At 61.5% G+C, this 23,974-nt stretch carries 23 protein-coding genes; 19 read left to right on the top strand and 4 right to left on the bottom strand.

The features are described 5' to 3' along the window. Positions 1–3: 3 nt before the first annotated feature. Both APH35_RS07255 and APH35_RS07250 read right to left on the bottom strand, forming a co-directional pair. Positions 4–1,968 (bottom strand): MacB family efflux pump subunit, encoded by a 1,965-nt coding sequence (locus tag APH35_RS07255; RefSeq protein ID WP_060514482.1) that lies wholly within the window; start codon positions 1,966–1,968, stop codon positions 4–6. Beyond that, positions 1,969–3,141 (bottom strand): efflux RND transporter periplasmic adaptor subunit, encoded by a 1,173-nt coding sequence (locus tag APH35_RS07250; RefSeq protein ID WP_041166759.1) that lies wholly within the window; start codon positions 3,139–3,141, stop codon positions 1,969–1,971. 237 nt (positions 3,142–3,378) lie between these two features. On the opposite strand from APH35_RS07250, the gene APH35_RS07245 reads away from it, so the two are divergent. The 5 genes from APH35_RS07245 to APH35_RS07225 all read left to right on the top strand — a co-directional run bounded on the left by APH35_RS07245 (position 3,379) and on the right by APH35_RS07225 (position 6,697). Then, a complete protein-coding gene (locus APH35_RS07245; protein ID WP_012273369.1) occupies positions 3,379–3,855 on the top strand; it encodes a sigma-70 family RNA polymerase sigma factor in 477 nt (158 codons plus the stop codon). Positions 3,856–4,024: 169 nt separating this feature from the next. Beyond that, on the top strand, positions 4,025–4,504 hold the full coding sequence (locus APH35_RS07240; RefSeq protein WP_012273368.1) for a response regulator: 480 nt from the start codon (positions 4,025–4,027) through the stop codon (positions 4,502–4,504). A gap of 72 nt (positions 4,505–4,576) precedes the next feature. Further along, the gene (locus APH35_RS07235) at positions 4,577–5,902 is read left to right on the top strand and encodes an MFS transporter (protein ID WP_060514481.1); all 1,326 of its coding nucleotides are present in this window, start codon (positions 4,577–4,579) and stop codon (positions 5,900–5,902) included. Between the two features lie 94 nt (positions 5,903–5,996). Then, complete coding sequence (locus APH35_RS07230) at positions 5,997–6,293, top strand: type II toxin-antitoxin system MqsR family toxin (protein ID WP_012273366.1); 297 nt, start codon at positions 5,997–5,999, stop codon at positions 6,291–6,293. Positions 6,294–6,295: 2 nt separating this feature from the next. After that, positions 6,296–6,697, top strand: coding sequence for a type II TA system antitoxin MqsA family protein (locus APH35_RS07225; RefSeq protein ID WP_060514480.1), 402 nt, complete (start codon positions 6,296–6,298; stop codon positions 6,695–6,697). A 70-nt stretch (positions 6,698–6,767) separates the two neighbouring features. On the opposite strand, the gene APH35_RS07220 is transcribed toward APH35_RS07225, so the two are convergent. Then, positions 6,768–8,450 carry an electron transfer flavoprotein-ubiquinone oxidoreductase gene (locus APH35_RS07220; protein WP_071984592.1) on the bottom strand — a complete coding sequence of 561 codons (1,683 nt, stop codon included), beginning with the start codon at positions 8,448–8,450 and terminating at the stop codon, positions 6,768–6,770. Between the two features lie 532 nt (positions 8,451–8,982). Here APH35_RS07220 and APH35_RS07215 point away from each other — a divergent pair. The 9 genes from APH35_RS07215 to APH35_RS07175 all read left to right on the top strand — a co-directional run bounded on the left by APH35_RS07215 (position 8,983) and on the right by APH35_RS07175 (position 15,917). Continuing rightward, positions 8,983–9,732, top strand: a complete 750-nt coding sequence (locus APH35_RS07215; RefSeq protein WP_012273363.1) for an electron transfer flavoprotein subunit beta/FixA family protein — start codon at positions 8,983–8,985, stop codon at positions 9,730–9,732. Beyond that, a complete protein-coding gene (locus tag APH35_RS07210) occupies positions 9,733–10,662 on the top strand; it encodes an electron transfer flavoprotein subunit alpha/FixB family protein (protein WP_060493838.1) in 930 nt (309 codons plus the stop codon). Positions 10,663–10,738: 76 nt separating this feature from the next. Beyond that, positions 10,739–11,560 carry a substrate-binding periplasmic protein gene (locus APH35_RS07205; protein WP_060514479.1) on the top strand — a complete coding sequence of 274 codons (822 nt, stop codon included), beginning with the start codon at positions 10,739–10,741 and terminating at the stop codon, positions 11,558–11,560. Between the two features lie 9 nt (positions 11,561–11,569). Next, entirely contained in the window at positions 11,570–11,923 is a 354-nt protein-coding gene (locus tag APH35_RS07200) for a DUF4398 domain-containing protein (RefSeq protein WP_012273360.1), read from the top strand. Beyond that, entirely contained in the window at positions 11,920–12,732 is an 813-nt protein-coding gene (locus APH35_RS07195; RefSeq protein ID WP_012273359.1) for an OmpA family protein, read from the top strand. Before APH35_RS07200 ends, APH35_RS07195 begins: the two co-directional genes overlap by 4 nt. A 173-nt stretch (positions 12,733–12,905) precedes the next feature. Further along, positions 12,906–14,348, top strand: a complete 1,443-nt coding sequence (locus tag APH35_RS07190) for an aminotransferase-like domain-containing protein (RefSeq protein WP_012273358.1) — start codon at positions 12,906–12,908, stop codon at positions 14,346–14,348. Positions 14,349–14,412: 64 nt separating this feature from the next. Then, on the top strand, positions 14,413–14,895 hold the full coding sequence (locus APH35_RS07185) for a hypothetical protein (protein ID WP_012273357.1): 483 nt from the start codon (positions 14,413–14,415) through the stop codon (positions 14,893–14,895). 128 nt (positions 14,896–15,023) lie between these two features. After that, complete coding sequence (locus APH35_RS07180) at positions 15,024–15,278, top strand: YkgJ family cysteine cluster protein (protein WP_012273356.1); 255 nt, start codon at positions 15,024–15,026, stop codon at positions 15,276–15,278. A 33-nt stretch (positions 15,279–15,311) separates the two neighbouring features. Then, complete coding sequence (locus APH35_RS07175; RefSeq protein ID WP_041166550.1) at positions 15,312–15,917, top strand: START domain-containing protein; 606 nt, start codon at positions 15,312–15,314, stop codon at positions 15,915–15,917. A gap of 75 nt (positions 15,918–15,992) precedes the next feature. Here the strand turns inward: APH35_RS07175 and gltA are convergent, their stop codons facing one another. Further along, a complete protein-coding gene (gltA, locus tag APH35_RS07170; protein WP_003254218.1) occupies positions 15,993–17,282 on the bottom strand; it encodes a citrate synthase in 1,290 nt (429 codons plus the stop codon). 352 nt (positions 17,283–17,634) lie between these two features. Here gltA and sdhC point away from each other — a divergent pair, with 352 nt between their 5' ends. The 5 genes from sdhC (at position 17,635) to APH35_RS07145 (ending at position 23,953) form a co-directional block, all read left to right on the top strand. Next, complete coding sequence (sdhC, locus tag APH35_RS07165; protein ID WP_008091902.1) at positions 17,635–18,021, top strand: succinate dehydrogenase, cytochrome b556 subunit; 387 nt, start codon at positions 17,635–17,637, stop codon at positions 18,019–18,021. Then, a complete protein-coding gene (sdhD, locus tag APH35_RS07160) occupies positions 18,015–18,383 on the top strand; it encodes a succinate dehydrogenase, hydrophobic membrane anchor protein (protein ID WP_003254214.1) in 369 nt (122 codons plus the stop codon). The genes sdhC and sdhD overlap by 7 nt, the downstream gene beginning before the upstream one ends. A 3-nt stretch (positions 18,384–18,386) precedes the next feature. Beyond that, positions 18,387–20,159, top strand: a complete 1,773-nt coding sequence (gene sdhA / locus APH35_RS07155) for a succinate dehydrogenase flavoprotein subunit (protein ID WP_012273354.1) — start codon at positions 18,387–18,389, stop codon at positions 20,157–20,159. 11 nt (positions 20,160–20,170) lie between these two features. Further along, positions 20,171–20,875 (top strand): succinate dehydrogenase iron-sulfur subunit, encoded by a 705-nt coding sequence (locus APH35_RS07150; protein ID WP_003254212.1) that lies wholly within the window; start codon positions 20,171–20,173, stop codon positions 20,873–20,875. A 246-nt stretch (positions 20,876–21,121) separates the two neighbouring features. Continuing rightward, positions 21,122–23,953, top strand: a complete 2,832-nt coding sequence (locus APH35_RS07145) for a 2-oxoglutarate dehydrogenase E1 component (RefSeq protein ID WP_012273353.1) — start codon at positions 21,122–21,124, stop codon at positions 23,951–23,953. Positions 23,954–23,974: the final 21 nt, after the last annotated feature.

The following is a 23,974-nucleotide window of genomic DNA, read 5'->3' as shown; positions in this document are numbered from 1 at the left end:
GGGTTATTCGCTGGTAAGGGCTTTGACCGGGTCGAGGCGGGCGGCCTTGCGTGCTGGCATGAAGCCGAACACGATGCCGGTGACAACGGCGCAGGCGAACGCGCCAAGCATGGCGGGCAGGGCAAAGGCGATTGCTACGTCGGCCAGCATCAGGCCTCCGCCGATGGCCAGGGCCAGAACGATGCCGGCCAGGCCGCCGACCATCGACAGCATCACCGCCTCGCTGAGGAACTGGCGCAGGATGTCGCGCTGGCGCGCGCCGGTGGCCATGCGGATGCCGATTTCGCGTGTACGCTCGCGTACGGTCATCAGCATGATGTTCATCACACCGATGCCGCCTACCAGCAGCGAGATGGCGGCGATCGCGCCCAGCATCAGCGACAGGCTGTTCTGCGTGCGCGCTTCGGCCTGGATCAATGCGGCGTCGTTGGTCAGCTCGAAGTCCTGGCGGCCGTTGTGGCGTTGGCGCAGCAGTTGGTCGATGGCGGCTTCGGCCTGGTTGACCCGGGTGGAGTCGAGGGCGGCGACGGCGATGTAGTCCGGGTCGCGCTGGCCGAACAGGCGGATCGCGGCCGCCGAGTAGGGCACGGCGATGCGCCCGTCGCTGTCCTGGTCGCCGGAGCTTGCGCCTTTGCCTGCGAGGATACCGATTACCTGGAACGGCACATTGCCGATCAGAATGTACTGCCCCAGCGGATCGCGGCCAGGGTCGAGCATTTTTTCTCGGACTTTTTGGCCGATCACCGCCACGGCAGCCGCATTGGCCTCGTCGGCTTCGCTGTAGAAGCTGCCTTGTACCGCCGGCCAGTTGAAGATTTCCGGGAAATAGGTGTTGTTGCCGCCCACATAGAATTTCTGGCTGTTGTTGCCATGGCGCACCATCAGTTTGTCGCCGATCACCGGCATTACATGCTTGACCTGCGGCAGTTGGCCGATGGCCGCCACATCGTCGAGCGTGATGGTGCCGGCGGGCTCGCCCAGCGTTGCTGGCTTGCCATTGAGGTAGAGGATGTTCGAGCCGAAGGCGGCCATCTGCGCCATGACCTGGCGCTTGCTGCCTTCGCCCACGGCCAGCATTACCACCACCGAGGCCACGCCGATGACGATACCCAGCAGGGTCAGGGCAGTGCGGAAGCGGTTGACCCACATCACCCGCCAGGCAGCCTGCAGGGCTTCGAGCAATTCGCCTTTCCACGCCCCGCGCAAGGTGGCGCCGCGGTCCAGGCGCTGGCGCAACTGCTCGGCTTGCAGGCCTTGGCCGCTGTCGATCGCAGGCTGTTCGCTGGCCGAGTCACTGATGATCAAACCGTCGCGAATCTCGATCACCCGCTGCGCCCGCGCTGCCACTTCACGGTCATGGGTAATCAGGATGATCACATGGCCCTGGCTGGCCAGCTCGTCGAGCAAGGCCATCACCTCGGTGCCGCTGTGGCTGTCCAGCGCGCCGGTGGGTTCGTCGGCGAGGATGATATGGCCGCCGTTCATCAGCGCACGGGCAATCGACACCCGTTGCTGCTGGCCGCCGGACAATTGGTGCGGGCGGTTGCCGGTGCGGCTGGCCAGGCCCAGGCGGCCGAGCAGGGCGCTGGCGCGGGCGTGGCGCTCGCGGGCGTCAATGCCGGCATAGATGGCAGGCATTTCGACGTTTTCCTGGGCCGAGCCCGACGGGATCAAGTGATAACCCTGGAACACGAAGCCAAACGCTTCGCGGCGTAACCAGGCCAGTTCGTCGCTGTCCAGGTCGGCCACGTCCTTGCCGGCGAAACGGTAGCTGCCGGCGCTGGGGCGGTCGAGGCAGCCGAGAATGTTCATCAAGGTCGACTTGCCCGAGCCGGAGGCGCCGACAATTGCGACGAACTCGCCGGGGTGGATGCTGAGGCTGATGCCATGCAGGATGTCGACCTTGGGGGTATCGACACCGCCGTAGGACTTGCGGATGTCGATCAGCTCGATCAGAGGCGTGCTCATTCAGCCTCCACTCACGGCGGGGGCGCCGATGACCAGGCGCTCGCCTTCGCTCAGGCCGTCCAGCACCTGTACCCGCAAACGGTCGCTGAGCCCGGTGCGCACCTGGCGCTGTTCCACCTTGCCGTCGCCGGTCAGCACACGCGCCAGGCGCAGGCCGTCGCCGTCATCCAGCGCGGCCAGCGGCACGGTCAGCACCTGGCTGGCGGTGCCTGCAACGAAGAACACTTGCGTGGTCATCTCGGCCATCAGCGCGCCGTCCGGGTTATCGACATCCAGCAGCACACTGTACTGCACCACCTGGCTGCCGGCGCTGCCATTGCTGACGCTGGCCGGGCTGCCGCCGCCCTGGCTGGCCTGCTCCAGGGGCTTGGGCGGGATTGGCAGCACTTGCCGCACGGTGCTGGTCCAGCGGCGTTTGCCGCCGGCCAGGGTGGTGAAATAGGCGGTCATGCCCGGTTTGACCTTGCCGATGTCGGCCTCTGACACCTGGGCCCACACGGTCATTGGCGAAAGCTTGGCGATGCGCAGGATCAATGGGGTTTGCTGCTGGGCGTTGAGGGTTTGCCCCTCGCGGGCATCCACTGCCACCACCGTGCCGTCCATGGGCGCGTAGATGCGCGTGTAGCCTAACTCGGCTTCGTCGCTGCGCAGGCTGGCCTGGGCCTGGCGGATCTGCGCCAGGAACATGTCGATGCGCGCCTGGGTGACTTTCAACTGCGCGGCGGCGGTTTGCACGTCTTCGTCTCGGGTGGCGCCGGCGGCGGCCAGGTCGCGCTGGCGCTTGAGCTGCTGCTGGGCCAACAGGTACTGCGCGCGTTGTTCGGCCAGCTGGGCCTTGAGGTTGTCGATCGAGAAGCGCCCGGCATCCAGCCGCGCCTGCTGGGTGGAAGGGTCGATCTCGACCAGCAACTGGCCTTTGCGCACACTGTCGCCGACTTCAACGTGCAGCTTGTGGATCTGCCCGGAGGCCTGGGCGCCAACGTCCACGTAACGTCGCGGTTGCAAGGTGCCCAGCGCGGTCACGCTGCTTTCGATGTCGGCGCGGGTTACGGCGACGGTGCTCAGCGGCTGCGCGCCATAGGGCAGCGCCTTCCAGGCCAGCAGGCTGCCGAGGCCGAGCAGGCCCAGGCCAGTGAGCAGCACACGGCGACGGGTGTTGGTTAAAGGTCTCATGCAGACATCCAGCCAAGGGGTGTGGGTATGCGTAGCCAGGGTCAGGCGCATACCGGGTGCCAGATAGACGAAAGCGCTAGAGGGGGATTTAGCGAGGGTGAGTGAACGTGCGTCTTGCAGCCCTTGTTGCTGAGAATAATTATAATTTGTAAGATCGCACGTTGACATCACTCGGTCCCGCGTTGCTGCCTGAAAGGGCTTTCTGGCAAAAGCTGGCAGGACCTCTCAGGTAACGTCGTGGAACATTACTATCGCGAACTGGTGGGTTTCCTCTCCGCGCGCCTGGGCAGTCGCCAGGCCGCCGAGGACGTGGCACACGATGCTTACCTGCGGGTGCTGGAGCGCACTGACGCCGAGCGCATCGAGCACCCACGCGCCTTTCTCTACCGCACCGCGCTCAACCTGGTGGTCGACCGCCACCGGCGCCACCTGGTGCGCCAGGCCGAGCCGCTGGAGGTGCTGGACAGCGACGAACGTTGGCACAGCCCGGCGCCGGCCCACGACATGCAGCTGGACCAGCGCCTGGCGCTGATGCAGCGCGCGCTGGATGAACTGAGCAAGATCTGCCGCGACTGCTTTCTGCTGCGCAAGCTCGAAGGCCTGTCGCACCAGCAGATTGCCGAGCACCTGGGCATATCCCGTAGCCTGGTGGAAAAGCACATCGTCAATGCCATGAAGCACTGCCGGCTGCGCATGCGAGAGTGGGAATCGTGATTGCCGGGTTAAAGGAAAATGAAAATTCCGTCAGTCAATCACTTGATTTATGCGGCTTTCCCGACTTCTATTCAGTTAAGACCGCTGCCGGGCGTGGCCCTGTCAGTAGCCGTAATTGGCGCAGTTTGGTCATGGAATGCACCCATTACCCCACTGCCCAGGTCCGATCATGGCAAACAAGACCCTGCGCATTCTCATCGCCGACGCGCACCCCTGTCAGCGCTTGCAGCTGGAGCGGCTGCTCAATGGCCTGGGCTACTACCGAATCGCCCCCGTGGACAGCTTCGAGGAGCTGCAGCGGCTGGTGCAGTGCGCCTTGCAGCCCTTTCACCTGCTGCTGGGCAACATCGAGTTGGCCAGCCATGCCGGGGTTGACCTGGCACGTTTCTGCCGCGTCAGCACTCAGATCCAGCACGCCCTGCTTTACCACTCCAGCCAGTTGAAAGTGCCTGCGGTGCCGCAGACCGAGCGCCAGGCTGTGAGCCTGAGCCTGCCACAGGTGCCCGATAACGAGGCGCTGGAGTCGTTCATGGCGATCATCGACGCACCGCTGCTGGTCGGCAAGTTGCCGCTACCGGGCACCCTGCAGGCAAACACCCTGCGGCCACGGCCGAGGGCCAACTTCGCGCAGACGGTGTTCAACCGCTAGCGGCATCGCGGTCGGGGCAACAGGGCGGCTATTTGTTATGCTCTTGCCCTTTGCCGATTTGCGGAACCTGCCATGACTGCCATCGATACCGCTCGCCCGCCCCGGTTCAGCCGCGGCGACCATCGGACCCTGGGCCTGGCGGCGCTGGGCGGCGCGCTGGAAATCTACGACTTCATCATTTTCGTGTTCTTCGCGCTGACCCTCAGCCAGCTGTTTTTCCCGCCCGAGATGCCCGAATGGCTGCGGCTGTTGCAAAGCTTTGGCATCTTCGTCACCGGCTACCTGGCGCGGCCGCTGGGCGGCATCCTGATGGCACACTTCGCCGATCATCTGGGGCGCAAGCGGGTCTTCAGCCTGAGTATCCTGATGATGGCCCTGCCGTGCCTGCTGATCGGGGTGATGCCCACCTACGCCGACATCGGTTATGCCGCGCCGCTGATCCTGCTGGCCCTGCGTATTCTGCAGGGCGCGGCGGTGGGGGGCGAGGTGCCGAGTGCCTGGACCTTCGTCGCCGAGCATGCACCCGCCGGGCGGCGCGGCTATGCCCTTGGCTTCCTGCAGGCCGGGCTGACCTTCGGCTACCTGTTGGGGGCACTGACCGCGACCCTGCTGGCGCAGCTGTTCACCCCGCAGGAAATCCTCGATTACGCCTGGCGTTACCCGTTCCTGCTGGGTGGGGTATTTGGCGTGATCGGCGTATGGCTGCGCCGCTGGCTCAGCGAAACGCCGGTGTTCCTTGCCCTGCGCGCGCGTCAGGAGCAGCCGGTGAAGTTCCCGCTGCGGCGGGTGCTGAGCGAGCACCGCCAGGCGTTGATCCCGGCCGCGCTGCTGACCTGTGTGCTGACCTCGGCGGTTGTGGTGCTGGTAGTGATCACGCCGACGGTGATGCAGCAGCGTTTCGGCATGAGTGCCGGGCACACCTTTGGCTTGAGCAGTGTGGGCATCGTCTTCCTCAACATCGGCTGCGTGCTGGCTGGGCTGCTGGTCGACCGTGTGGGCGCCTGGCGTGCGCTGATGCTCTACAGCCTGCTGTTGCCGCTGGGTATCGGCGCGCTGTACGCCAGCCTGGTGGGGCAGTGGGGCATGACCTGGCTGGCCTATGCGCTGGCGGGGTTGAGTTGCGGGGTGGTAGGGGTGGTGCCATCGGTGATGGTCGGACTGTTCCCGGCTGAGATCCGCGTGTCGGGCATTTCCTTCACCTACAACGTGGCCTATGCACTGTGGGCCAGCACCACGCCGCTGGCACTGATTGCGCTGATGCCGTGGAGCCCGTGGGTGTGTGTCGGGTTTTGTCTGGTCATGGGCGCGGTGGGGCTGCTGACGGCCTTGTATTTCGGGCGCCGTGAGCCCTTGGCGTTTGCGGCGGAGCCGATGCCAATCATGTGTGGTGACAAATGAGCCGATAGCGGCCATGGGGCATTGAGGCATCCTTCTGGGCGGGGGTTATTGGAATAACCTATTAGCCAAATTTAACCTGGAAGGTTAATTTTTCATGGAAAAGAGAACGCCTCATTGTCCGCTGGAGCGGATCAGGGCATTGCTGAGCGCTGGCCGCGTCAACCCTACAACGGCCTCATTACGAGGCGCTCAGGCGTTAGGGATGGAGTTTGCGGACATGCTTCAGGTTATCGCGGGCCTGGAGCGCAGGGACTTCTACAAAAGCATGTCTTGTTATGTCAATCATCGCGTTTGGCAGGATGTCTACAGGCCGTTTACGGCGAAAGGCTACGTGTACCTGAAGCTGTCTGTGGTTGATGACGTTCTCATCGTGTCTTTCAAGGAGTTGTAAACATGAGATGCCCAATTTGCGACGGTGCGGAGCTCGCGCCAGACACTCAGGACATGCCCTACCGCTACAAGGGGGTATCGACAGTGATCCCTGGTGTCGCGGGCGATTACTGCTCTGCCTGTGGTGAGGCAGTACTTGGCTACGATGAGGCTATGCGCGTCAGCGATCTGATGTCTGCTTTCAGCCGCCAAGTCAATGCTAAGGATGTCGACCCTGATTTTATTGTTTCCGTGCGCAAGAAGTTTGATCTGGACCAGCGTGAAGCGGGGGAAATCTTCGGTGGAGGGGTCAATGCGTTCTCTCGATATGAAAACGGCAAGACCACGCCACCCGTGGCGCTGGTGAAACTGCTGAAACTGCTGGATCGCCACCCAGAGCTTTTCGAGGAAGTACGTACAGCCTGATGTTGGCGGGCAACAAAAAGCCCCCGGTTCGAGAGAGCGGGGGCTTTTTGTCAGCGCAAGGGCAGGGCCCTTACATATTCGGGTAGTTCGGCCCGCCAGCGCCTTCAGGGGTGACCCAAGTGATGTTCTGGGCCGGGTCCTTGATGTCGCAGGTCTTGCAGTGCACGCAGTTCTGCGCGTTGATCTGGAAGCGCTTGTTGCCGTCTTCCTGGGTGACCACTTCGTACACGCCAGCCGGGCAGTAGCGTTGGGCCGGCTCGTCGTACAGCGGCAGGTTGCTGGCGATCGGAATGCTTGGGTCGGTCAGCTTCAGGTGGCAGGGTTGTTCCTCTTCGTGGTTGGTGCTGGAAAGGAATACCGAGCTGAGTTTGTCGAAGCTGAGCTTGCCGTCCGGTTTCGGGTAGTCGATCTTTTTCGAGTCGGCGGCCAGCTTGAGGCAGGCGTAGTCCGGCTTGGTGTCGTGCAGGGTGAACGGCAGCTTGCCGCCGAACCAGTTCTGGTCGACATAGTTGAACGCGGCCCCCAGAAGCGGGCCGAACTTGTGCATAGCCGGGCCGAAGTTGCGACTGGCGAACAGTTCTTCGTACAGCCAGCTGGCCTTGAAAGCACTGACGTAGCTGTTCAACTGGTCACCGCCTTCGCTGCCGGCAATCAGGGCGTCTGCTACCGCTTCGGCGGCAAGCATGCCGGACTTCATCGCGGTGTGGCTGCCTTTGATCTTGGCCACGTTCATGGTGCCTAGGTCGCAACCGATAAGTGCGCCACCGTTGAAGACCATTTTCGGCAGCGAGTTGATGCCGCCCTTGGCCAGGGCGCGAGCACCGTAGCTGATGCGCTTGCCACCTTCGAGGTACTGGCTGATCACCGGGTGGTGCTTCAGGCGCTGGAATTCGTCGAATGGCGACAGGTACGGGTTGGCGTAGGACAGGTCGACGATCAAACCGACTACCACCTGGTTGTTCTCCAGGTGATAGAGGAACGAGCCACCGGTGTTGTCCTTGGCCACCACATCCAGCGGCCAGCCGGCGGTGTGCACCACCAGGCCCTGTTCGTGCTTGGCCGGGTCGATTTCCCAGATTTCCTTCAGGCCGATGCCGTAGTGCTGCACATCGGACTCGTTGTCCAGGTTGAAGCGCTTGATCAGTTGCTTGCCGATATGGCCACGGCAACCTTCGGCAAACAGGGTGTATTTGCCACGCAGCTCCATTCCCGGGGTATACATACCGTCTTTCGGGTGGCCTTCACGGTCCACACCCATGTCACCGGTGACTATACCGCGCACCACGCCGTTTTCATCGAACAGTGCTTCCTGGGCGGCGAAGCCTGGGTAGACTTCAACGCCCAGGTTCTCGGCCTGCTGGGCCAGCCAGCGGCACAGGTTACCCAGCGAGATGATGTAGTTGCCATGGTTGTGCATGGTCTTGGGCACGAACAGGTCGGGCACTTTGGTCGCGCTGCCGGCATCCTTGAGCACATAGATGTCGTCGCGCTTGACCTCGGTGTTCAGTGGCGCGCCGAGTTCCTTCCAGTCGGGGAACAGTTCGTTCAGGGCGCGCGGTTCGAACACCGCGCCGGAGAGGATGTGGGCGCCGACTTCAGAGCCTTTTTCCACCACGCAGACGCTGATCTCGCTACCGGCTTCGGCGGCCTTCTGCTTCAGGCGGCAGGCGGCGGACAGGCCTGCCGGGCCGGCGCCGACGATGACCACGTCGAATTCCATGTATTCGCGTTCCACTGGTTCTCTCCTACTCATCAAGGCTCGTGCTGTTGCTTGGTCTTATGGGTGCTTGCGCGCAGTGGCTCATCACGGGAGCGAAACTGTAGCTGCGCAAATGACGGACTACACCGTTTTGTCTTGGCCGCGCATTATATCTACACCACTTGGCGGGTCCAATACAAACGTTTGTTTGAATTTGCCGCAGGCCAGTAAAATCACAGGTACGCGGCTGGAGGGTGACCGATTTGCCGTATTGACCGGATTGGGTGTTGCGGTCAAGATACGAGCGGTTTTACGTTCGCCGTAGGCTTGCAGCCGGGCGCAGGTACACCTCTAAAGACCAGGTGTGGAGCAGGGTTTTGCGGGCTTAGGCCGGTTTGTAGTGGAGTTTACACGCCACGACAGAAAATGACCCGTGAGTATTTGTCGCAATGGTCCGAACAAGACTGTTCGGTCACGGTGAAGTTACTGCCTCCCGACACGTCTTTAGAGGTGCCCTTGTACCCACGCGCATCGCCGGGCTCAGCCCCAGGCGACTATCTATTCACCGGAGAGTAACGAGGAATCCATGAAGGTTCTTGTAGCTGTCAAACGAGTGGTCGACTACAACGTCAAGGTTCGCGTCAAAGCGGACAACTCCGGCGTCGACCTTGCTAACGTCAAGATGTCCATGAACCCCTTCTGCGAAATCGCCGTGGAAGAAGCCGTGCGCCTGAAGGAAAAAGGCGTTGCGACCGAGATCGTCGTCGTTTCCGTCGGCCCGACCACTGCCCAGGAGCAACTGCGTACCGCCCTGGCACTGGGTGCCGACCGTGCCATCCTGGTCGAGGCCGCTGATGAGCTGAACTCCCTGGCCGTGGCCAAGGCCCTGAAAGCCGTTGTCGACAAAGAGCAGCCGCAGCTGGTGATCCTTGGCAAACAGGCCATCGACAGCGACAACAACCAGACCGGCCAGATGCTGGCCGCGCTGACCGGCTACGCTCAGGGCACCTTCGCCTCCAAGGTCGAACTGGCTGGCGACAAGCTGAACGTCACCCGTGAAATCGATGGCGGCCTGCAGACCGTTGCGCTGAACCTGCCAGCGATCGTCACCACCGACTTGCGCCTGAACGAGCCACGCTACGCGTCGCTGCCGAACATCATGAAGGCCAAGAAGAAGCCGCTGGAAACCGTTACTCCAGACGCGCTGGGCGTATCCCTCGCCTCCACCAACAAAACCGTGAAGGTTGAAGCCCCGGCTGCTCGCAGCGCTGGCATCAAGGTTAAATCGGTGGCCGAACTGGTCGAGAAGCTGAAGAACGAAGCGAAGGTAATCTAAATGACTATCCTGGTTGTCGCTGAATACGAGAACGGTGCCGTAGCCCCGTCCACCCTGAACACTGTTGCCGCAGCCGCCAAGATCGGTGGTGATGTGCACGTGCTGGTCGCTGGCACAAACGTCGGTGGTGTTGCCGAATCCGCTGCCAAGATCGCGGGTGTGGCCAAGGTGCTGGTTGCAGACAATGCCGCCTACGCCCACGTGCTGCCGGAAAACGTCGCGCCGCTGATCGTCGAGCTGGCCAAGGGTTACAGCCACGTGCTGGCTCCGGCCACCACCAATGGCAAGAACATCCTGCCACGCGTTGCCGCGCTGCTGGACGTGGACCAGATCTCCGAGATCATCTCGGTCGAGTCCGCCGACACCTTCAAGCGCCCGATCTATGCCGGTAACGCCATTGCCACCGTGCAGTCGAGCGCGGCCATCAAGGTCATCACCGTACGTACCACCGGCTTCGACCCCGTGGCCGCCGAAGGTGGTTCGGCTGCCGTCGAGGCTGTTGGCGCTGCGCACAACGCTGGCATTTCGGCCTTCGTGGGTGAAGAGCTGGCCAAGTCCGACCGCCCAGAGCTGACCGCTGCTAAAATCGTCGTTTCCGGCGGCCGTGGCATGGGCAACGGTGACAACTTCAAGCACCTGTACAGCCTGGCCGACAAGCTCGGCGCTGCTGTCGGTGCCTCGCGCGCCGCGGTCGACGCAGGCTTCGTACCGAACGACATGCAGGTCGGCCAGACCGGCAAGATCGTTGCGCCTCAGTTGTACATCGCTGTCGGTATCTCGGGTGCGATCCAGCACCTGGCCGGCATGAAGGACTCCAAAGTGATCGTTGCGATCAACAAGGACGAAGAAGCGCCGATCTTCCAGGTGGCTGACTACGGCCTGGTTGCCGACCTGTTCGAAGCGGTTCCAGAGCTGGAAAAGCTGGTCTGATCCGCCTGCTTCACTTATAAAGAACCCGGCCCTCGCTTTGAGGGTCGGGTTTTTTTATGGGTTGAAGGAGTGAGGGATGACGTTGCGCGGAACGGGCAGGGTGCTGGCATGCTTGGCGGTGTTGGTGTCGCCACTGGCCATGGCTGCAGGCAAGTGCGAGCGCCTGGTGGCAACCGGCAGCCCCGATGCGCCACCCTATTCGTGGCAAGACCCGAAAGACCCGAAACACTTGATAGGTGCCAACGTCGACCTGCTACGCCAGGTGGCTGGCGAACTCGGCGTGAAGGTCGAGGTGTTGAATGCCGGTCGCCGTGAGCAGGCGCTGGAAGAGGTGCGCAGCGGGCGCATGGACCTGCTGCTCGACACCCCCATGCAGGTGGAGCAACTGACTGCGCTGGACTACATCCATCCACCATTGCAGCTCAATGAGTACCTGGTGTGGACCCGTCATGACGCGCAGCTGACCTTCGATGGCCCCGCCGACCTGGCCAGGTATCAGGGCAGTTTGTCCGAGCGTGCGCGCTTGACCCCCGCCTTCACGGCATTCGCCAAGGCCCAACTCAAGCTGGTGCCGGCACAGAACCTGACCCAGGCGTTCCAGAAACTGGTACTCGGCCAGGTGGATTATGTGCTGGCTGGCCGTTATTCGGGCATGGCCATGGTCCAGAGCCTGGGTATGAACAATGACCTGATCGCCCGCGGCCTGCCGGTGGATCGGCCCGGGCTTTACCTGGCGATCTCGCACAACTCGGCGTGCAATGACAGCTGGTTGCGTGGGCAATTGGCAAAAAAACTGACAGAATTGCCGATCTCCGGTGCGTCCGAGGCTGTGCTGCAACGTAATGTCGAGCGCTGGAAAGCGCAGTTGCAGGTGCCGGCGGACGCCCCCAAACACTAGGAAGATTGCGTGAGAACCCAACCACTAATCCTTGCCCTGGCCGTGCTCGGCCTGGCTGGCTGCGCCAATGATCCGGCCCCTGACGAGCAGATGCGCATTTCCGAACAGGCACTGGAACAGGCCAAAGCCGTTGGCGCCACCGAGCAGGTCGAAACGCTGAAACTGGCTGAAGACAAGCTGGCCCGTGCCAAGGCCAACATGCTTACAGAAGACTACCGCGATGCGCGCATGCGCGCCGAGCAGGCCGAGCTGGATGCGCGCCTGGCCGAAGCCCAGGTGCTGAACCAGAAGAGCGAAGAGCAACTGCAACTGCTGCAGTCGCGGGTCAAGCGCCTGCGCAAGCAACTGGAGGTGCAGCCATGATGCGTCGTACGCCTTTGGCTGCGCTGGCGATGCTGGTGCTGGCGGCAGGTTTGCAGGGTTGCGCCAGTCAGCGCAGTAGTGCCGCGCTGGATGAGGCCGGCGCTGCCTTCCAGAAGGTCAAGGATGATTCCGATGTGCTGCGCAGTGCGCCGCGCGACGTGATCCGTGCCGGCGAGTCGCTGGCGCGCGCCGAGCGCTTGTCCAGCTACATCGGCACCGGTTCCGATGTGCGCCATTACGCTTATCTCAGCCAGCGCTACAGCGAAATTGCCAGCGAGCACGCCAAGCTGGCGTTGAACCAGGAGCGCCAGGCCAAGCTCGACCTGGAGCGCCAGCGCCTGCAGCTGGCTTTGCGCGAGGCCAAGCTGGCCAGCGTGCAGCAGCAGGGCAAGTGGGTCGAGTCGCAGATTGCCGCGTTGGCGTCGGAGCAGACCGACCGTGGCTTGGTGATGACCCTGGGTGACGTGCTGTTCGATACCGGCAGTGCCGACCTGAAGAACTCAGCCAGCCGAACTGTGCTCAAGCTGGTGCAGTTCCTGCAACTCAACCCGCGCCGCGTGGTGCGTATCGAGGGCTATACCGACAGCACTGGCCTTGCCGAGGACAACCTGAAGCTGTCGCGCGACCGGGCGCAATCGGTGGCCGACATGCTGGTGGACCTGGGCATCGACGAGAAGCGCCTGCAGGTGGAGGGCTATGGCGACCAGTACCCGATCGAGGCCAATGCTTCGGAGCGGGGCAGGGCGCAGAACCGCCGAGTCGAGATCGTGTTTTCTGACGACAAGGGCAAGCTCGCGCCAGCGCGCTGAGTCTTGCCAAAAAGGGGTCGCATTGCGGCCCCGCTTTTTGTCGGCCTGATCGTTTCGCTAGCTATCACGCTGTTGTATTGTCGACTATGTTGCAATCTGTCCCAGTACACTTTGCAACTGTTACGGTATCCTCTACCGTCAGTGCCCTGTACAAGAACAACGAGCCTGTCGCCATGACCAACCTGCTGCTGTACCAGCGTATCGCCCAGCAACTGGCCGATGACATCCGTCGCGGTGTCTACCAGCCAGGCGAGCGGGTGCCCTCCGTGCGCAAGATGAGCGCCCAGCTCAATGTCAGCCATGCCACGGTGCTGCAGGCCTATGCCAACCTCGAGGATCAGGGGCTTATCCGCGCGCGACCGCAGTCTGGCTACTATGTGCATCAGACCCCGGCCTTGACCGCGCAAACCCCGGACATTGCCCGGGTGGAGCGCCCCGGCCTGGTCACGCGCGCCAGCATCATTCAGCAGGTGCTGACCGAGGCGCGCCGCGATGGTGTGTTCCCGTTCGGCGCCGCCGTACCGCATGTCGACTACTTGCCCGTGCGCGCCCTGCATCAGCAAATTGCCAAGGTGACGCGCTTCCATAGCCCTCGCGCCTTCAGCTACATGTTCAGCCCTGGTTTCGAGCCGCTGCGCCGGCAGATCGCCATTCGCATGCGCGATGCCGGCGTGCTGGTCGACCCGCGTGAAGTGATCGTGACCCATGGGTGTGTCGATGCCCTGCAGATGTCGCTGCGGGTGCTGACCCGCCCGGGAGACCTGATCGCCGCCGAATCGCCTACCTATTACGGCTTGCTGCAGTTGGCTGACCTGCTGGGCCTGAAAGTGATCGAAATCCCCAGCGATCCGTCCACTGGCATCAGCCTCGAGGCCTTGCAACTGGCGGCCAATCAGTGGTCGATCAAGGCCCTGGTACTGACGGCGCGCCTGAGTAATCCGCTGGGCGGCACGGTCCCGGAAGAACGGCAAAAGCAATTGCTGCGCCTGGCCTCGGACTTCGATATCCAGATCATCGAAGACGATATCTATGGCGAGCTGATGTTCGAGCAGGGCAAGACCAAGGCGCTGAAGGCGTTCGACCGGCTGGACCGCGTGATCTACTGTTCGAGCTTCTCCAAAACCTTGTCCCCCGGTGTGCGCGTGGGCTGGATGATCGCTGGGCGTTATCAGGACGAGATTCAGCGCCTGCAGACCTTCACCACGCACTCGGCGTGCAGCGTGACGCAGATGGGGGTGGCAGCCTACCTGGAAAATGGCGGCTACGACCGGCACCTGCGCTACATACGCCAGGAGTATCGCAAGAACCTCAGTGCCTATCAGTTGGCGGTGCAACAGCACTTCCCTGAGGGCACCCAGATGACCCGGCCGACGGGTGGCTTCATTCTCTGGGTGAGCCTGCCGGGGCGGGTCAATACCCAGGAGCTGCATGTGCGCGCGCTGGAGCAAGGTATCAGCATTGCGCCGGGGTTAATATTCAGTAACACAGAGCAGTTCAACCACTGTATCCGCCTCAATTGCGGCATTCCGTGGAACAAAGAGGCCGAGCGCGCTGTGATTACGCTTGGTTTGCTGGCACAGCAGTTGTGCAGGGAGCCTGCGCTCACACTTTTGTAAGGCTTGCCAGTCGTCTTTGGAACAGGGAGCATACGCACCTTTCCTGCCAGCCTGTCCATTTGCCATGAATGCTTTACGCCATTTTGCTCTGATCTTGTGCCTTGCACCGCTCTGCTACCTGGGCAGCCCAGCCTTGGCTGCGCAGCCGGCAAGTCAGGCGCAGGCGGCCCAAGGCAAGCAGGTGCCAAAAAAAGCGGCAGCCAAGCCTGCGCAGAAGCAGGCGGCAAAACGCGCCGATACCAAAAAGGCCAAGCCTGCACACAAGCCGGTCAGCAAAGCGGTTGGCAAGCCACTGCCCAAGGCAAAGCTAGACCTCAGCCTGCCGGTCGATATGGTCAACAGCCTTGAGCCGAATGTGGGTACACCTTCGCCCATCCAGCGACGCAAACCTTTGCTGCCGCCCATGTTCACTGAAAAGCCCGAGACCAGCGACAGCCCGTTCCAGCTTAATGGCCGGCTGATCAACAACGAAATGCAACTGCAACTGCGCAATGACAGCCGCCATGATGTAGAAGGTGCGGCCATCGATTTCGAGTATCGCCAATAGGTGGAACTGACTGCTGGGTCACGGCAGATTTCATCGTGCCAGCAATTTCAAACGCCTGTTTGAGCGGTTACTATCCAGGGACGTTCGTCCCGTTTTGTCCCAGGGAGTCCTGATTTTGGTGAATAGCCATGAATTGCCGTGAGGGCTGTGGTGCCTGCTGTATCGCCCCGTCCATCACTTCTGCGATGCCGCGCATGCCCAATGGCAAGCCGGCCGGTGAGCGCTGCCTGCACCTGACTGAGGCTAACCTCTGCGACCTGTTTGGCATGCCTGAGCGGCCGGCGGTGTGTGGTGGTTTCAAGGCGGATGTCGAGGTGTGTGGTAGCGATCGCGACGAGGCAATCAGGATTCTTGGTTGGTGGGAGCAGATGACGGCGGCGTGACAGGCTGGATCTTCGACAACAAGGATAAACATGATGAGATCGTTCAAGCGTATTGCACTGCTGTGTGGTGTGGGTGTTCTGCTGTCACCTGCGGCCTGGGCCGAGAATTGGCAAGTGGCCAAGGACGAGGAGGGGATCAAGGTTTCCCTCAGTGAAGTGGCCGGCTCCAAGTACAAGGCTTATCAGGGGGTTACCCTGATCAAGGCGCCTTTGGCCAAGGTGCAGGCGTTGCAGGAAGACGTGGTCGGTGCCTGCGCGTGGATTCATGAGTGCAAGTCGCAGAAACTGCTCAAGCATGAAGGCGATCAAAGCTGGACCTACACCCAGTTCAATACGCCGTGGCCAGTGACGCCGCGCGATTCCGTGCTGCATGTCACCACGGTCAAGGGCGCTGATGGCAGCCTGACCCGTAACCTGGTCGAAGAGCCGACCTATGTCCCGGAAGAGAAGGGCTTCGTGCGGGTGGCGAAGGTCGAGGGCTTCTGGAAGCTGGTGCCCAAGGGTGACAGTACGGAAGTGACCTACCAGGTGCACACCGAGCCCGGTGGTAGTGTGCCGGCGATGGTGGCCAATAAGTTCGTGGTCGACGCGCCATTCAATACCCTGAAAGGGTTGCGTGAGCGGGCTGAGAAGAACTGAGGCCTAACGCGGCGCTCCCACAATGCAACAAAAAAGGCTGCCCGAGGGCAGCCTTTTTGCGTTCAGCCATTAAGCTTACTTGCGGTCCTTCAGTGCAACGATGTCGCGTTTCTGCTCGCCGGTGTACAGCTGGCGCGGGCGGCCGATCTTGTACGGGCTGGAGAGCATTTCTTTCCAGTGCGAGATCCAGCCCACGGTACGTGCCAGGGCGAAGATCACGGTGAACATGCTGGTCGGAATGCCGATTGCCTTGAGGATGATCCCCGAGTAGAAGTCGACGTTCGGGTACAGCGAGCGCTCGATGAAGTAAGGATCGGTCAGGGCGATCTCTTCCAGGCGCATGGCCAGTTCCAGCTGCGGGTCGTTCTTGATGCCCAGCTCGCGCAGGACTTCGTCGCAGGTCTGCTTCATCACGGTGGCGCGCGGGTCGCGGTTTTTGTACACGCGGTGACCGAAGCCCATCAGCTTGAATGGGTCGTTCTTGTCCTTGGCCTTGGCGATGAACTTGTCGATGTTCGAGACATCGCCGATTTCATCGAGCATGGTCAGTACGGCTTCGTTCGCACCGCCGTGGGCCGGGCCCCACAGTGCGGCAATGCCGGCGGCGATACAGGCGAACGGGTTGGCGCCCGACGAGCCGGCCAGGCGGACGGTGGAGGTAGAGGCGTTCTGCTCGTGGTCGGCGTGGAGGATGAAGATCCGGTCCATTGCCTTGGCCAGCACCGGGCTGATCGGTTTGATCTCGCACGGGGTGTTGAACATCATGTGCAGGAAGTTTTCCGCGTACGACAGGTCGTTGCGCGGGTACATCATCGGCTGGCCCATGGAGTACTTGTAAACCATCGCGGCCAGGGTCGGCATCTTGGCGACCAGGCGCACTGCGGAGATTTCGCGGTGCTGCGGGTTATTGATGTCCAGGGAGTCGTGATAGAACGCCGACAGGGCGCCGACCACGCCGCACATCACCGCCATCGGGTGAGCGTCGCGGCGGAAGCCGTTGAAGAAGGACTTCAGCTGCTCGTGAACCATGGTGTGGTTCTTGACGGTGCTGACGAACTGGGCCTTCTGCTCGGCATTCGGCAGTTCGCCGTTGAGCAGCAGGTAGCAGGTTTCGAGGTAGTCGGACTGTTCGGCGAGTTGCTCGATCGGGTAGCCGCGGTGCAGCAGGATCCCTTTGTCGCCGTCAATGTAGGTGATCTTCGACTCGCACGAGGCGGTCGCCATGAAACCAGGGTCGAAGGTGAAGTGACCAGTGGCCCCTAACCCGCGGACGTCGATTACATCAGGACCAACGGTGCCGGTTAAAATGGGCAGCTCGACGGGGGCAGCGCCCTCGATGACCAACTGCGCTTTTTTGTCAGCCATGTGGCCTCCTATTAATGCTTGAAATCATCAGACAGACCCCCCACGCAGGGCCCGCACCACTATAGAGGGATAAATTCAGATGTCAATTTGCCTAAAGGCTTGTTGAATCAGGCATTCAAGCCTGATTTTTCCCGAAATTCTCGCCCATTTACGCCTTTTGTTGGCTAAAGGCAATGCGCTATTTGGGCTACCCCGTCACGTTGTCATAAGCAGCCTAACTGTCTATACTCGGCACCCGACCGCCAGGGGCTTGCAAGCCCGAACTGCTGGGGGTCGCCGTTCCCTGGGTGGTGGGTACCTGACCAGTACACTTACCAACAACTTTGCCCTGATTCGCTAGGGGCTCTTCAGTGTGAAAAAAGCCGTGAAAAGCCAACGACCTGTAAACCTAGACCTAAGGACCATCAAGCTCCCCGTCACTGCGTACACGTCCATCCTGCACCGTATCTCCGGCGTCATCCTGTTCATCGGCCTTGCCATCATGCTTTATGCACTGGGCAAGTCGCTGGGTTCCGAGGAAGGCTTCGGCGAGGTGAAGGCGTGTCTGACCAGCCCGCTGGCCAAGTTCGTGACCTGGGGCCTGCTGTCCGCCCTGCTTTATCACCTCGTGGCAGGTGTTCGTCACCTGATCATGGACATGGGCATCGGTGAGACGCTGGAAGGCGGCAAGCTGGGCTCGAAAATCGTGATCGTCATCTCCGTGGTGCTGATCGTTCTGGTGGGAGTTTGGGTATGGTAACCAATGTCACGAACCTGTCGCGTTCGGGCCTCTATGACTGGATGGCGCAGCGCGTTTCTGCGGTCGTTCTCGCGGCTTACTTCCTCTTCCTGATCGGCTACGTGGTCGCCCACCCAGGCATCGACTACACCCAGTGGCATGGTCTGTTCTCCAACAACGCGATGCGGATCTTCAGTCTGCTGGCCCTCGTTGCCCTGGGCGCTCACGCCTGGGTCGGCATGTGGACCATTGCAACCGACTACCTGACGCCTATGTCGTTCGGCAAGTCGGCAACTGCGATTCGTTTCCTGTTCCAGGCGGTATGCGGCGTTGCGATGTTCGCTTACTTCGTCTGGGGTGTGCAGATTCTCTGGGGTATCTGATCCATGGCTAGCATTCCAACCATTTCCTTCGACGCCATCATCATCGGTGGCGGCGGCGCCGGCATGCGCGCAGCGCTGCAACTGGCTCAAGGCGGCCACAAGACTGCCGTAGTCACCAAGGTCTTCCCGACCCGTTCGCACACTGTATCCGCCCAGGGCGGCATCACCTGCGCCATCGCTTCGGCCGACCCGAACGACGACTGGCGCTGGCACATGTACGATACCGTCAAGGGTTCCGACTACATCGGTGACCAGGACGCTATCGAATACATGTGTCAAGAAGGCCCGGCCGCGGTCTTCGAGCTGGACCACATGGGCTTGCCGTTCTCGCGTACCGAAACCGGCCGTATCTACCAGCGTCCGTTCGGTGGCCAGTCCAAGGATTACGGTAAGGGTGGCCAGGCTGCTCGTACCTGTGCCGCTTCCGACCGTACCGGTCACGCGCTGCTGCACACCCTGTACCAGGGCAACCTGAAAGCCGGTACCACGTTCCTCAATGAGTACTATGCCGTTGACCTGGTGAAAAACCAGGAAGGCGCCTTCGTCGGTGTGATCGCGATCTGCATCGAAACCGGCGAAACCATGTACATCAAGTCCAAGGCCACCGTTCTGGCCACTGGCGGTGCGGGCCGTATCTACGCCTCCACCACCAACGCCCTGATCAACACCGGTGACGGTATCGGCATGGCCCTGCGTGCAGGCGTACCGGTGCAGGACATCGAAATGTGGCAGTTCCACCCAACCGGCATCGCCGGCGCCGGTGTTCTGGTCACCGAGGGTTGCCGCGGTGAAGGTGGCTACCTGATCAACGCCCACGGCGAGCGCTTCATGGAGCGTTACGCGCCGAACGCGAAAGACCTGGCCGGCCGCGACGTGGTTGCCCGTTCCATGGTCAAGGAAATCATCGCCGGCAACGGCGTGGGCCCGAACAAGGACCACGTACTGCTGAAGCTGGACCACCTGGGCGAGGAAGTGCTGCACAGCCGCCTGCCAGGTATCTGCGAACTGTCCAAAACCTTCGCTCACGTCGACCCTGTCGTCGCGCCGGTTCCGGTCGTTCCAACCTGCCACTACATGATGGGCGGCGTTGCCACCAACATTCATGGCCAGGCCATCACCATGGACGAAGAAGGCAAGGATCACATCATCCCTGGCCTGTTCGCTGTTGGTGAAGTGGCGTGCGTATCGGTTCACGGTGCCAACCGTCTGGGCGGCAACTCGCTGCTCGACCTGGTGGTGTTCGGCCGTGCTGCCGGCCTGCACCTGGAGAAGGCGCTGAGCGACGGCATCGAGCATCTGGACGCCAGCGACACCGACATCGATGTTGCCCTCAACCGCCTGAACAAGCTCAACGAGCGCACCACTGGCGAAGACGTTGCCAGCCTGAAGCGCGAGCTGCAAAGCTGCATGCAGAACTACTTCGGTGTATTCCGTACTGGCGAATACATGCAGAAGGGTATCGAGCAGCTGGCGGGTCTGCGTGACCGTATCGCCAACGTCAAGATCAATGACAAGTCCCAGGCCTTCAACACCGCGCGTATCGAAGCGCTGGAGCTGCAGAACCTGCTGGAAGTTGCCGAAGCTACCGCCATCGCGGCCGAAGCCCGTAAAGAGTCCCGCGGCGCTCACGCCCGTGAAGACTTCGAAGACCGTGACGACGAAAACTGGCTGTGCCACACCCTGTACTACCCGGGTGAGAAGCGCGTTGCCAAGCGCGGCGTCAACTTTGCGCCGAAGACTGTTCCAGCCTTCGAACCAAAAGTCCGGACTTACTAAGGGTGGCTGCTATGTTGAAAGTCGAAGTTTATCGTTACAACCCGGACACCGACTCGGCACCAAAAATGGAGTCGTTCGACGTCGATACCGGCGGCAAGGACCTGATGGTGCTGGACGTATTGGCACTGATCAAGGAAAAGGACGAAGGTTTCTCGTACCGTCGCTCCTGCCGTGAAGGCGTTTGCGGTTCCGATGGCATGAACATGAACGGCAAGAACGGCCTGGCCTGCATCACCCCGCTGTCGGCGGTGGTGAAGGGCGGCAAGCTGGTTCTGCGCCCGCTGCCAGGCCTGCCGGTCATTCGTGACCTGGTGGTCGATATGAGCATCTTCTACAAGCAGTACGAGAAGGTGAAGCCATTCCTGCAGAACGATACCCCGGCACCGGCCATCGAGCGCCTGCAGTCGCCGGAAGATCGTGACAAGCTGGACGGCCTGTACGAGTGCATCCTGTGCGCGTGCTGCTCGACTTCCTGCCCGTCGTTCTGGTGGAACCCGGACAAGTTCCTGGGCCCGGCTGCACTGCTGCAGGCCTACCGTTTCCTGGCCGACAGCCGCGATACCAAGACTCAGGAGCGCCTGGCGTCCCTGGATGACCCGTTCAGCGTATTCCGCTGCCGCGGGATCATGAACTGCGTAAACGTTTGCCCGAAAGGTCTGAACCCGACCAAGGCAATCGGTCACGTACGTAACATGCTGCTGCAAAGCGGCACCTGATACAAAGTGTTGTACCTGCAGTAAGCCGAGGTGCGGGTGGTGAGCCCGCACTGAGGTAAAACCCGAACAAGGGCCCACAAAGCCCGCGTTCATTACCTATGAAGATATGAGACCAGCAGGGGCTTTCCGGGCTGGTACCCGGAAAATCAGCAGGATCCAAGTGGCGTGGTTCAGTCGCTGTTTTCGGACTTTTCCAGGTTTGCTGTGGCTCTCGCCGATCAGTCCCCTAATCGAGGGTGACCAAGCATGCAAGAAAGCGTGATGCAGCGCATGTGGGATAGCGCCCACCTTTCAGGTGGTAACGCTGCATATGTGGAAGAGCTCTACGAACTCTACCTGCACGACCCTAACGCTGTGCCAGAAGAGTGGCGCACTTACTTCCAGAAGTTGCCAGCCGACGGCAGCACCGCTACCGATGTATCGCACTCGACAATCCGCGACCATTTCGTACTGCTGGCAAAGAACCAGCGCCGCGCCCAACCGGTTTCCGCCGGGAGCGTGAGCAGTGAACACGAGAAGAAGCAGGTTGAAGTTCTGCGACTGATCCAGGCCTATCGTATGCGCGGCCATCAGGCTGCCAAGCTCGACCCGTTGGGGTTGTGGCAGCGCCCTGCGCCCGTAGACCTGTCGATCAATCACTACGGCTTGACCAATGCCGATCTTGATACGACCTTCCGTGCCGGCGACCTGTTCATCGGCAAAGAGGAGGCGAGCCTACGCGACATCTTCGATGCACTCCAGAAGACATATTGTCGCACCATTGGCGCCGAATTCACCCACATCGTCGATTCCGAGCAGCGCAGCTGGTTCCAGCAGCGCCTGGAAAGCGTGCGCGGCCGTCCGGAGTTTTCCGCTGACGTGCAGGCCCACCTGCTCGAGCGCGTGACCGCCGGTGAGGGCCTGGAAAAATACCTGGGCACCAAGTACCCGGGCACCAAGCGCTTCGGCCTTGAAGGTGGCGAGAGCCTGATCCCGATGCTGGATGAAATGATCCAGCGTTCCGGCTCCTACGGGACCAAGGAAGTCGTGATCGGCATGGCTCACCGTGGCCGCCTGAACGTCCTGGTGAACACCTTCGGCAAGAACCCGCGCGAGCTGTTCGACGAGTTCGAAGGCAAGAAGATGAACGAGCTGGGCTCCGGTGACGTGAAGTATCACCAGGGCTTCTCCTCGAACGTGATGACCACCGGTGGCGAAGTTCACCTGGCCATGGCGTTCAACCCGTCCCACCTGGAAATCGTTTCGCCTGTGGTCGAAGGTTCGGTGCGCGCCCGTCAGGATCGCCGCAACGACACCGTTGGCGACAAGGTGCTGCCGATCTCGATCCACGGCGACGCAGCATTCGCCGGCCAGGGCGTGGTCATGGAAACCTTCCAGATGTCGCAGACCCGCGGTTTCAAGACCGGCGGTACCGTGCACATCGTGATCAACAACCAGGTTGGCTTCACCATCAGCAACCCGCTGGACGCGCGCTCCACCGAGTACGCCACCGACGTTGCCAAGATGATCCAGGCGCCGATCCTGCACGTGAACGGCGATGACCCGGAAGCGGTGCTGTTCGTCACCCAGCTGGCCATCGACTACCGCATGCAGTTCAAGCGTGACGTGGTCATCGACCTGGTCTGCTACCGTCGTCGCGGCCACAACGAGGCTGACGAGCCGAACGGCACCCAGCCGCTGATGTACCAGCAGATCAGCAAGCAGCGCACCACTCGCGAGCTGTATGCAGAAGCGCTGATCCAGGCCGGTCGCATCGATGCCGAGCGTGCTCAGGCCAAGATCGACGAGTACCGCAACGCCCTGGACAATGGCCTGCATGTAGTGAAGAGCCTGGTCAAGGAACCGAACCGCGAGCTGTTCGTCGACTGGCGTCCTTACCTGGGCCATGCCTGGACCGCGCGTCACGACACCCGCTTCGACCTCAAGACCCTCCAGGACCTGTCGGCCAAGCTGCTCGAGCTGCCAGAAGGTTTCGTGGTCCAGCGTCAGGTATCGAAGATCTACGAAGACCGTCAGAAGATGCAGGCCGGTGGCTTGCCGATCAACTGGGGTTATGCAGAGACCATGGCCTACGCCACCCTGCAGTTCGAAGGTCACCCGATCCGCATGACCGGCCAGGACATCGGCCGTGGCACCTTCTCGCACCGTCACGCGGTGCTGCACAACCAGAAGGACGCCAGCACCTACATTCCGCTGCAGAACCTGTTCCCAGGCCAGCCACGTTTCGACCTGTACGATTCGTTCCTGTCCGAGGAAGCGGTACTGGCGTTCGAATACGGCTATTCCACCACCACGCCGAACGCGTTGGTGATCTGGGAAGCCCAGTTCGGCGACTTCGCCAACGGTGCACAAGTGGTGATCGACCAGTTCATCACCAGCGGTGAGCACAAGTGGGGCCGCCTGTGCGGTCTGACCATGCTGCTGCCACACGGTTATGAAGGGCAGGGCCCGGAGCACTCCTCCGCGCGTCTGGAGCGTTACCTGCAGCTGTGCGCCGAGCACAACATCCAGGTCTGCGTACCGACCACCCCAGCACAGATCTACCACCTGCTGCGTCGCCAGGTCATCCGTCCGCTGCGCAAGCCGCTGGTGGTCCTGACGCCGAAGTCGCTGCTGCGCCACAAACTGGCCATCTCGACGCTGGAAGACCTGGCAGAAGGCTCGTTCCAGACCGTGATCCCGGAAATCGACGCAATCGATCCGGCCAAGGTCGAGCGCCTGGTGCTGTGCAGCGGCAAGGTCTACTACGACCTGCTGGAAAAACGCCGTGCCGAAGGCCGTGAAGACATCGCCATCCTGCGTCTCGAGCAGCTGTACCCGTTCCCGGAGGACGACCTGGTCGAAATCCTGGCGCAATACAGCAACCTCAAGCACGCCGTATGGTGCCAGGAAGAGCCGATGAACCAGGGCGCCTGGTACAGCAGTCAGCATCACATGCGCCGTATCCTGGGCCGCCACAACAAGGCATTGGTCCTGGAGTACGCCGGTCGCGACGCTTCTGCCGCGCCAGCCTGTGGTTACGCTTCGAAGCACGCCGAACAGCAGGAAAAACTGCTGCAAGACGCCTTCACTGTCTAACGCCTTCGCGCACCTGAAACC

This window comes from Pseudomonas sp. NBRC 111132 (genome assembly GCF_001320565.1).
GTDB lineage: Bacteria > Pseudomonadota > Gammaproteobacteria > Pseudomonadales > Pseudomonadaceae > Aquipseudomonas > Aquipseudomonas putida_P.
Note: the sequence above shows the minus strand (reverse complement) of the source record. Positions and strands in the feature narration are given on the sequence as shown.

What these genes read in the sequence shown, in the direction of transcription:
- APH35_RS07150 (WP_003254212.1), top strand. Translation starts at nt 20,171, where the DNA reads ATGTTGAAAGTCGAAGTTTATCGTTACAACCCGGACACCGACTCGGCA.
- APH35_RS07175 (WP_041166550.1), top strand. Translation starts at nt 15,312, where the DNA reads ATGAGATCGTTCAAGCGTATTGCACTGCTGTGTGGTGTGGGTGTTCTG.
- APH35_RS07250 (WP_041166759.1), bottom strand. Translation starts at nt 3,141, where the DNA reads ATGAGACCTTTAACCAACACCCGTCGCCGTGTGCTGCTCACTGGCCTG.
- APH35_RS07225 (WP_060514480.1), top strand. Translation starts at nt 6,296, where the DNA reads ATGAGATGCCCAATTTGCGACGGTGCGGAGCTCGCGCCAGACACTCAG.
- APH35_RS07210 (WP_060493838.1), top strand. Translation starts at nt 9,733, where the DNA reads ATGACTATCCTGGTTGTCGCTGAATACGAGAACGGTGCCGTAGCCCCG.
- APH35_RS07180 (WP_012273356.1), top strand. Translation starts at nt 15,024, where the DNA reads ATGAATTGCCGTGAGGGCTGTGGTGCCTGCTGTATCGCCCCGTCCATC.
- APH35_RS07235 (WP_060514481.1), top strand. Translation starts at nt 4,577, where the DNA reads ATGACTGCCATCGATACCGCTCGCCCGCCCCGGTTCAGCCGCGGCGAC.
- sdhA (WP_012273354.1), top strand. Translation starts at nt 18,387, where the DNA reads ATGGCTAGCATTCCAACCATTTCCTTCGACGCCATCATCATCGGTGGC.
- APH35_RS07215 (WP_012273363.1), top strand. Translation starts at nt 8,983, where the DNA reads ATGAAGGTTCTTGTAGCTGTCAAACGAGTGGTCGACTACAACGTCAAG.
- sdhD (WP_003254214.1), top strand. Translation starts at nt 18,015, where the DNA reads ATGGTAACCAATGTCACGAACCTGTCGCGTTCGGGCCTCTATGACTGG.
- gltA (WP_003254218.1), bottom strand. Translation starts at nt 17,282, where the DNA reads ATGGCTGACAAAAAAGCGCAGTTGGTCATCGAGGGCGCTGCCCCCGTC.
- APH35_RS07185 (WP_012273357.1), top strand. Translation starts at nt 14,413, where the DNA reads ATGAATGCTTTACGCCATTTTGCTCTGATCTTGTGCCTTGCACCGCTC.
- APH35_RS07240 (WP_012273368.1), top strand. Translation starts at nt 4,025, where the DNA reads ATGGCAAACAAGACCCTGCGCATTCTCATCGCCGACGCGCACCCCTGT.
- APH35_RS07205 (WP_060514479.1), top strand. Translation starts at nt 10,739, where the DNA reads ATGACGTTGCGCGGAACGGGCAGGGTGCTGGCATGCTTGGCGGTGTTG.
- APH35_RS07220 (WP_071984592.1), bottom strand. Translation starts at nt 8,450, where the DNA reads ATGAGTAGGAGAGAACCAGTGGAACGCGAATACATGGAATTCGACGTG.
- APH35_RS07195 (WP_012273359.1), top strand. Translation starts at nt 11,920, where the DNA reads ATGATGCGTCGTACGCCTTTGGCTGCGCTGGCGATGCTGGTGCTGGCG.
- APH35_RS07255 (WP_060514482.1), bottom strand. Translation starts at nt 1,968, where the DNA reads ATGAGCACGCCTCTGATCGAGCTGATCGACATCCGCAAGTCCTACGGC.
- APH35_RS07145 (WP_012273353.1), top strand. Translation starts at nt 21,122, where the DNA reads ATGCAAGAAAGCGTGATGCAGCGCATGTGGGATAGCGCCCACCTTTCA.
- APH35_RS07230 (WP_012273366.1), top strand. Translation starts at nt 5,997, where the DNA reads ATGGAAAAGAGAACGCCTCATTGTCCGCTGGAGCGGATCAGGGCATTG.
- APH35_RS07190 (WP_012273358.1), top strand. Translation starts at nt 12,906, where the DNA reads ATGACCAACCTGCTGCTGTACCAGCGTATCGCCCAGCAACTGGCCGAT.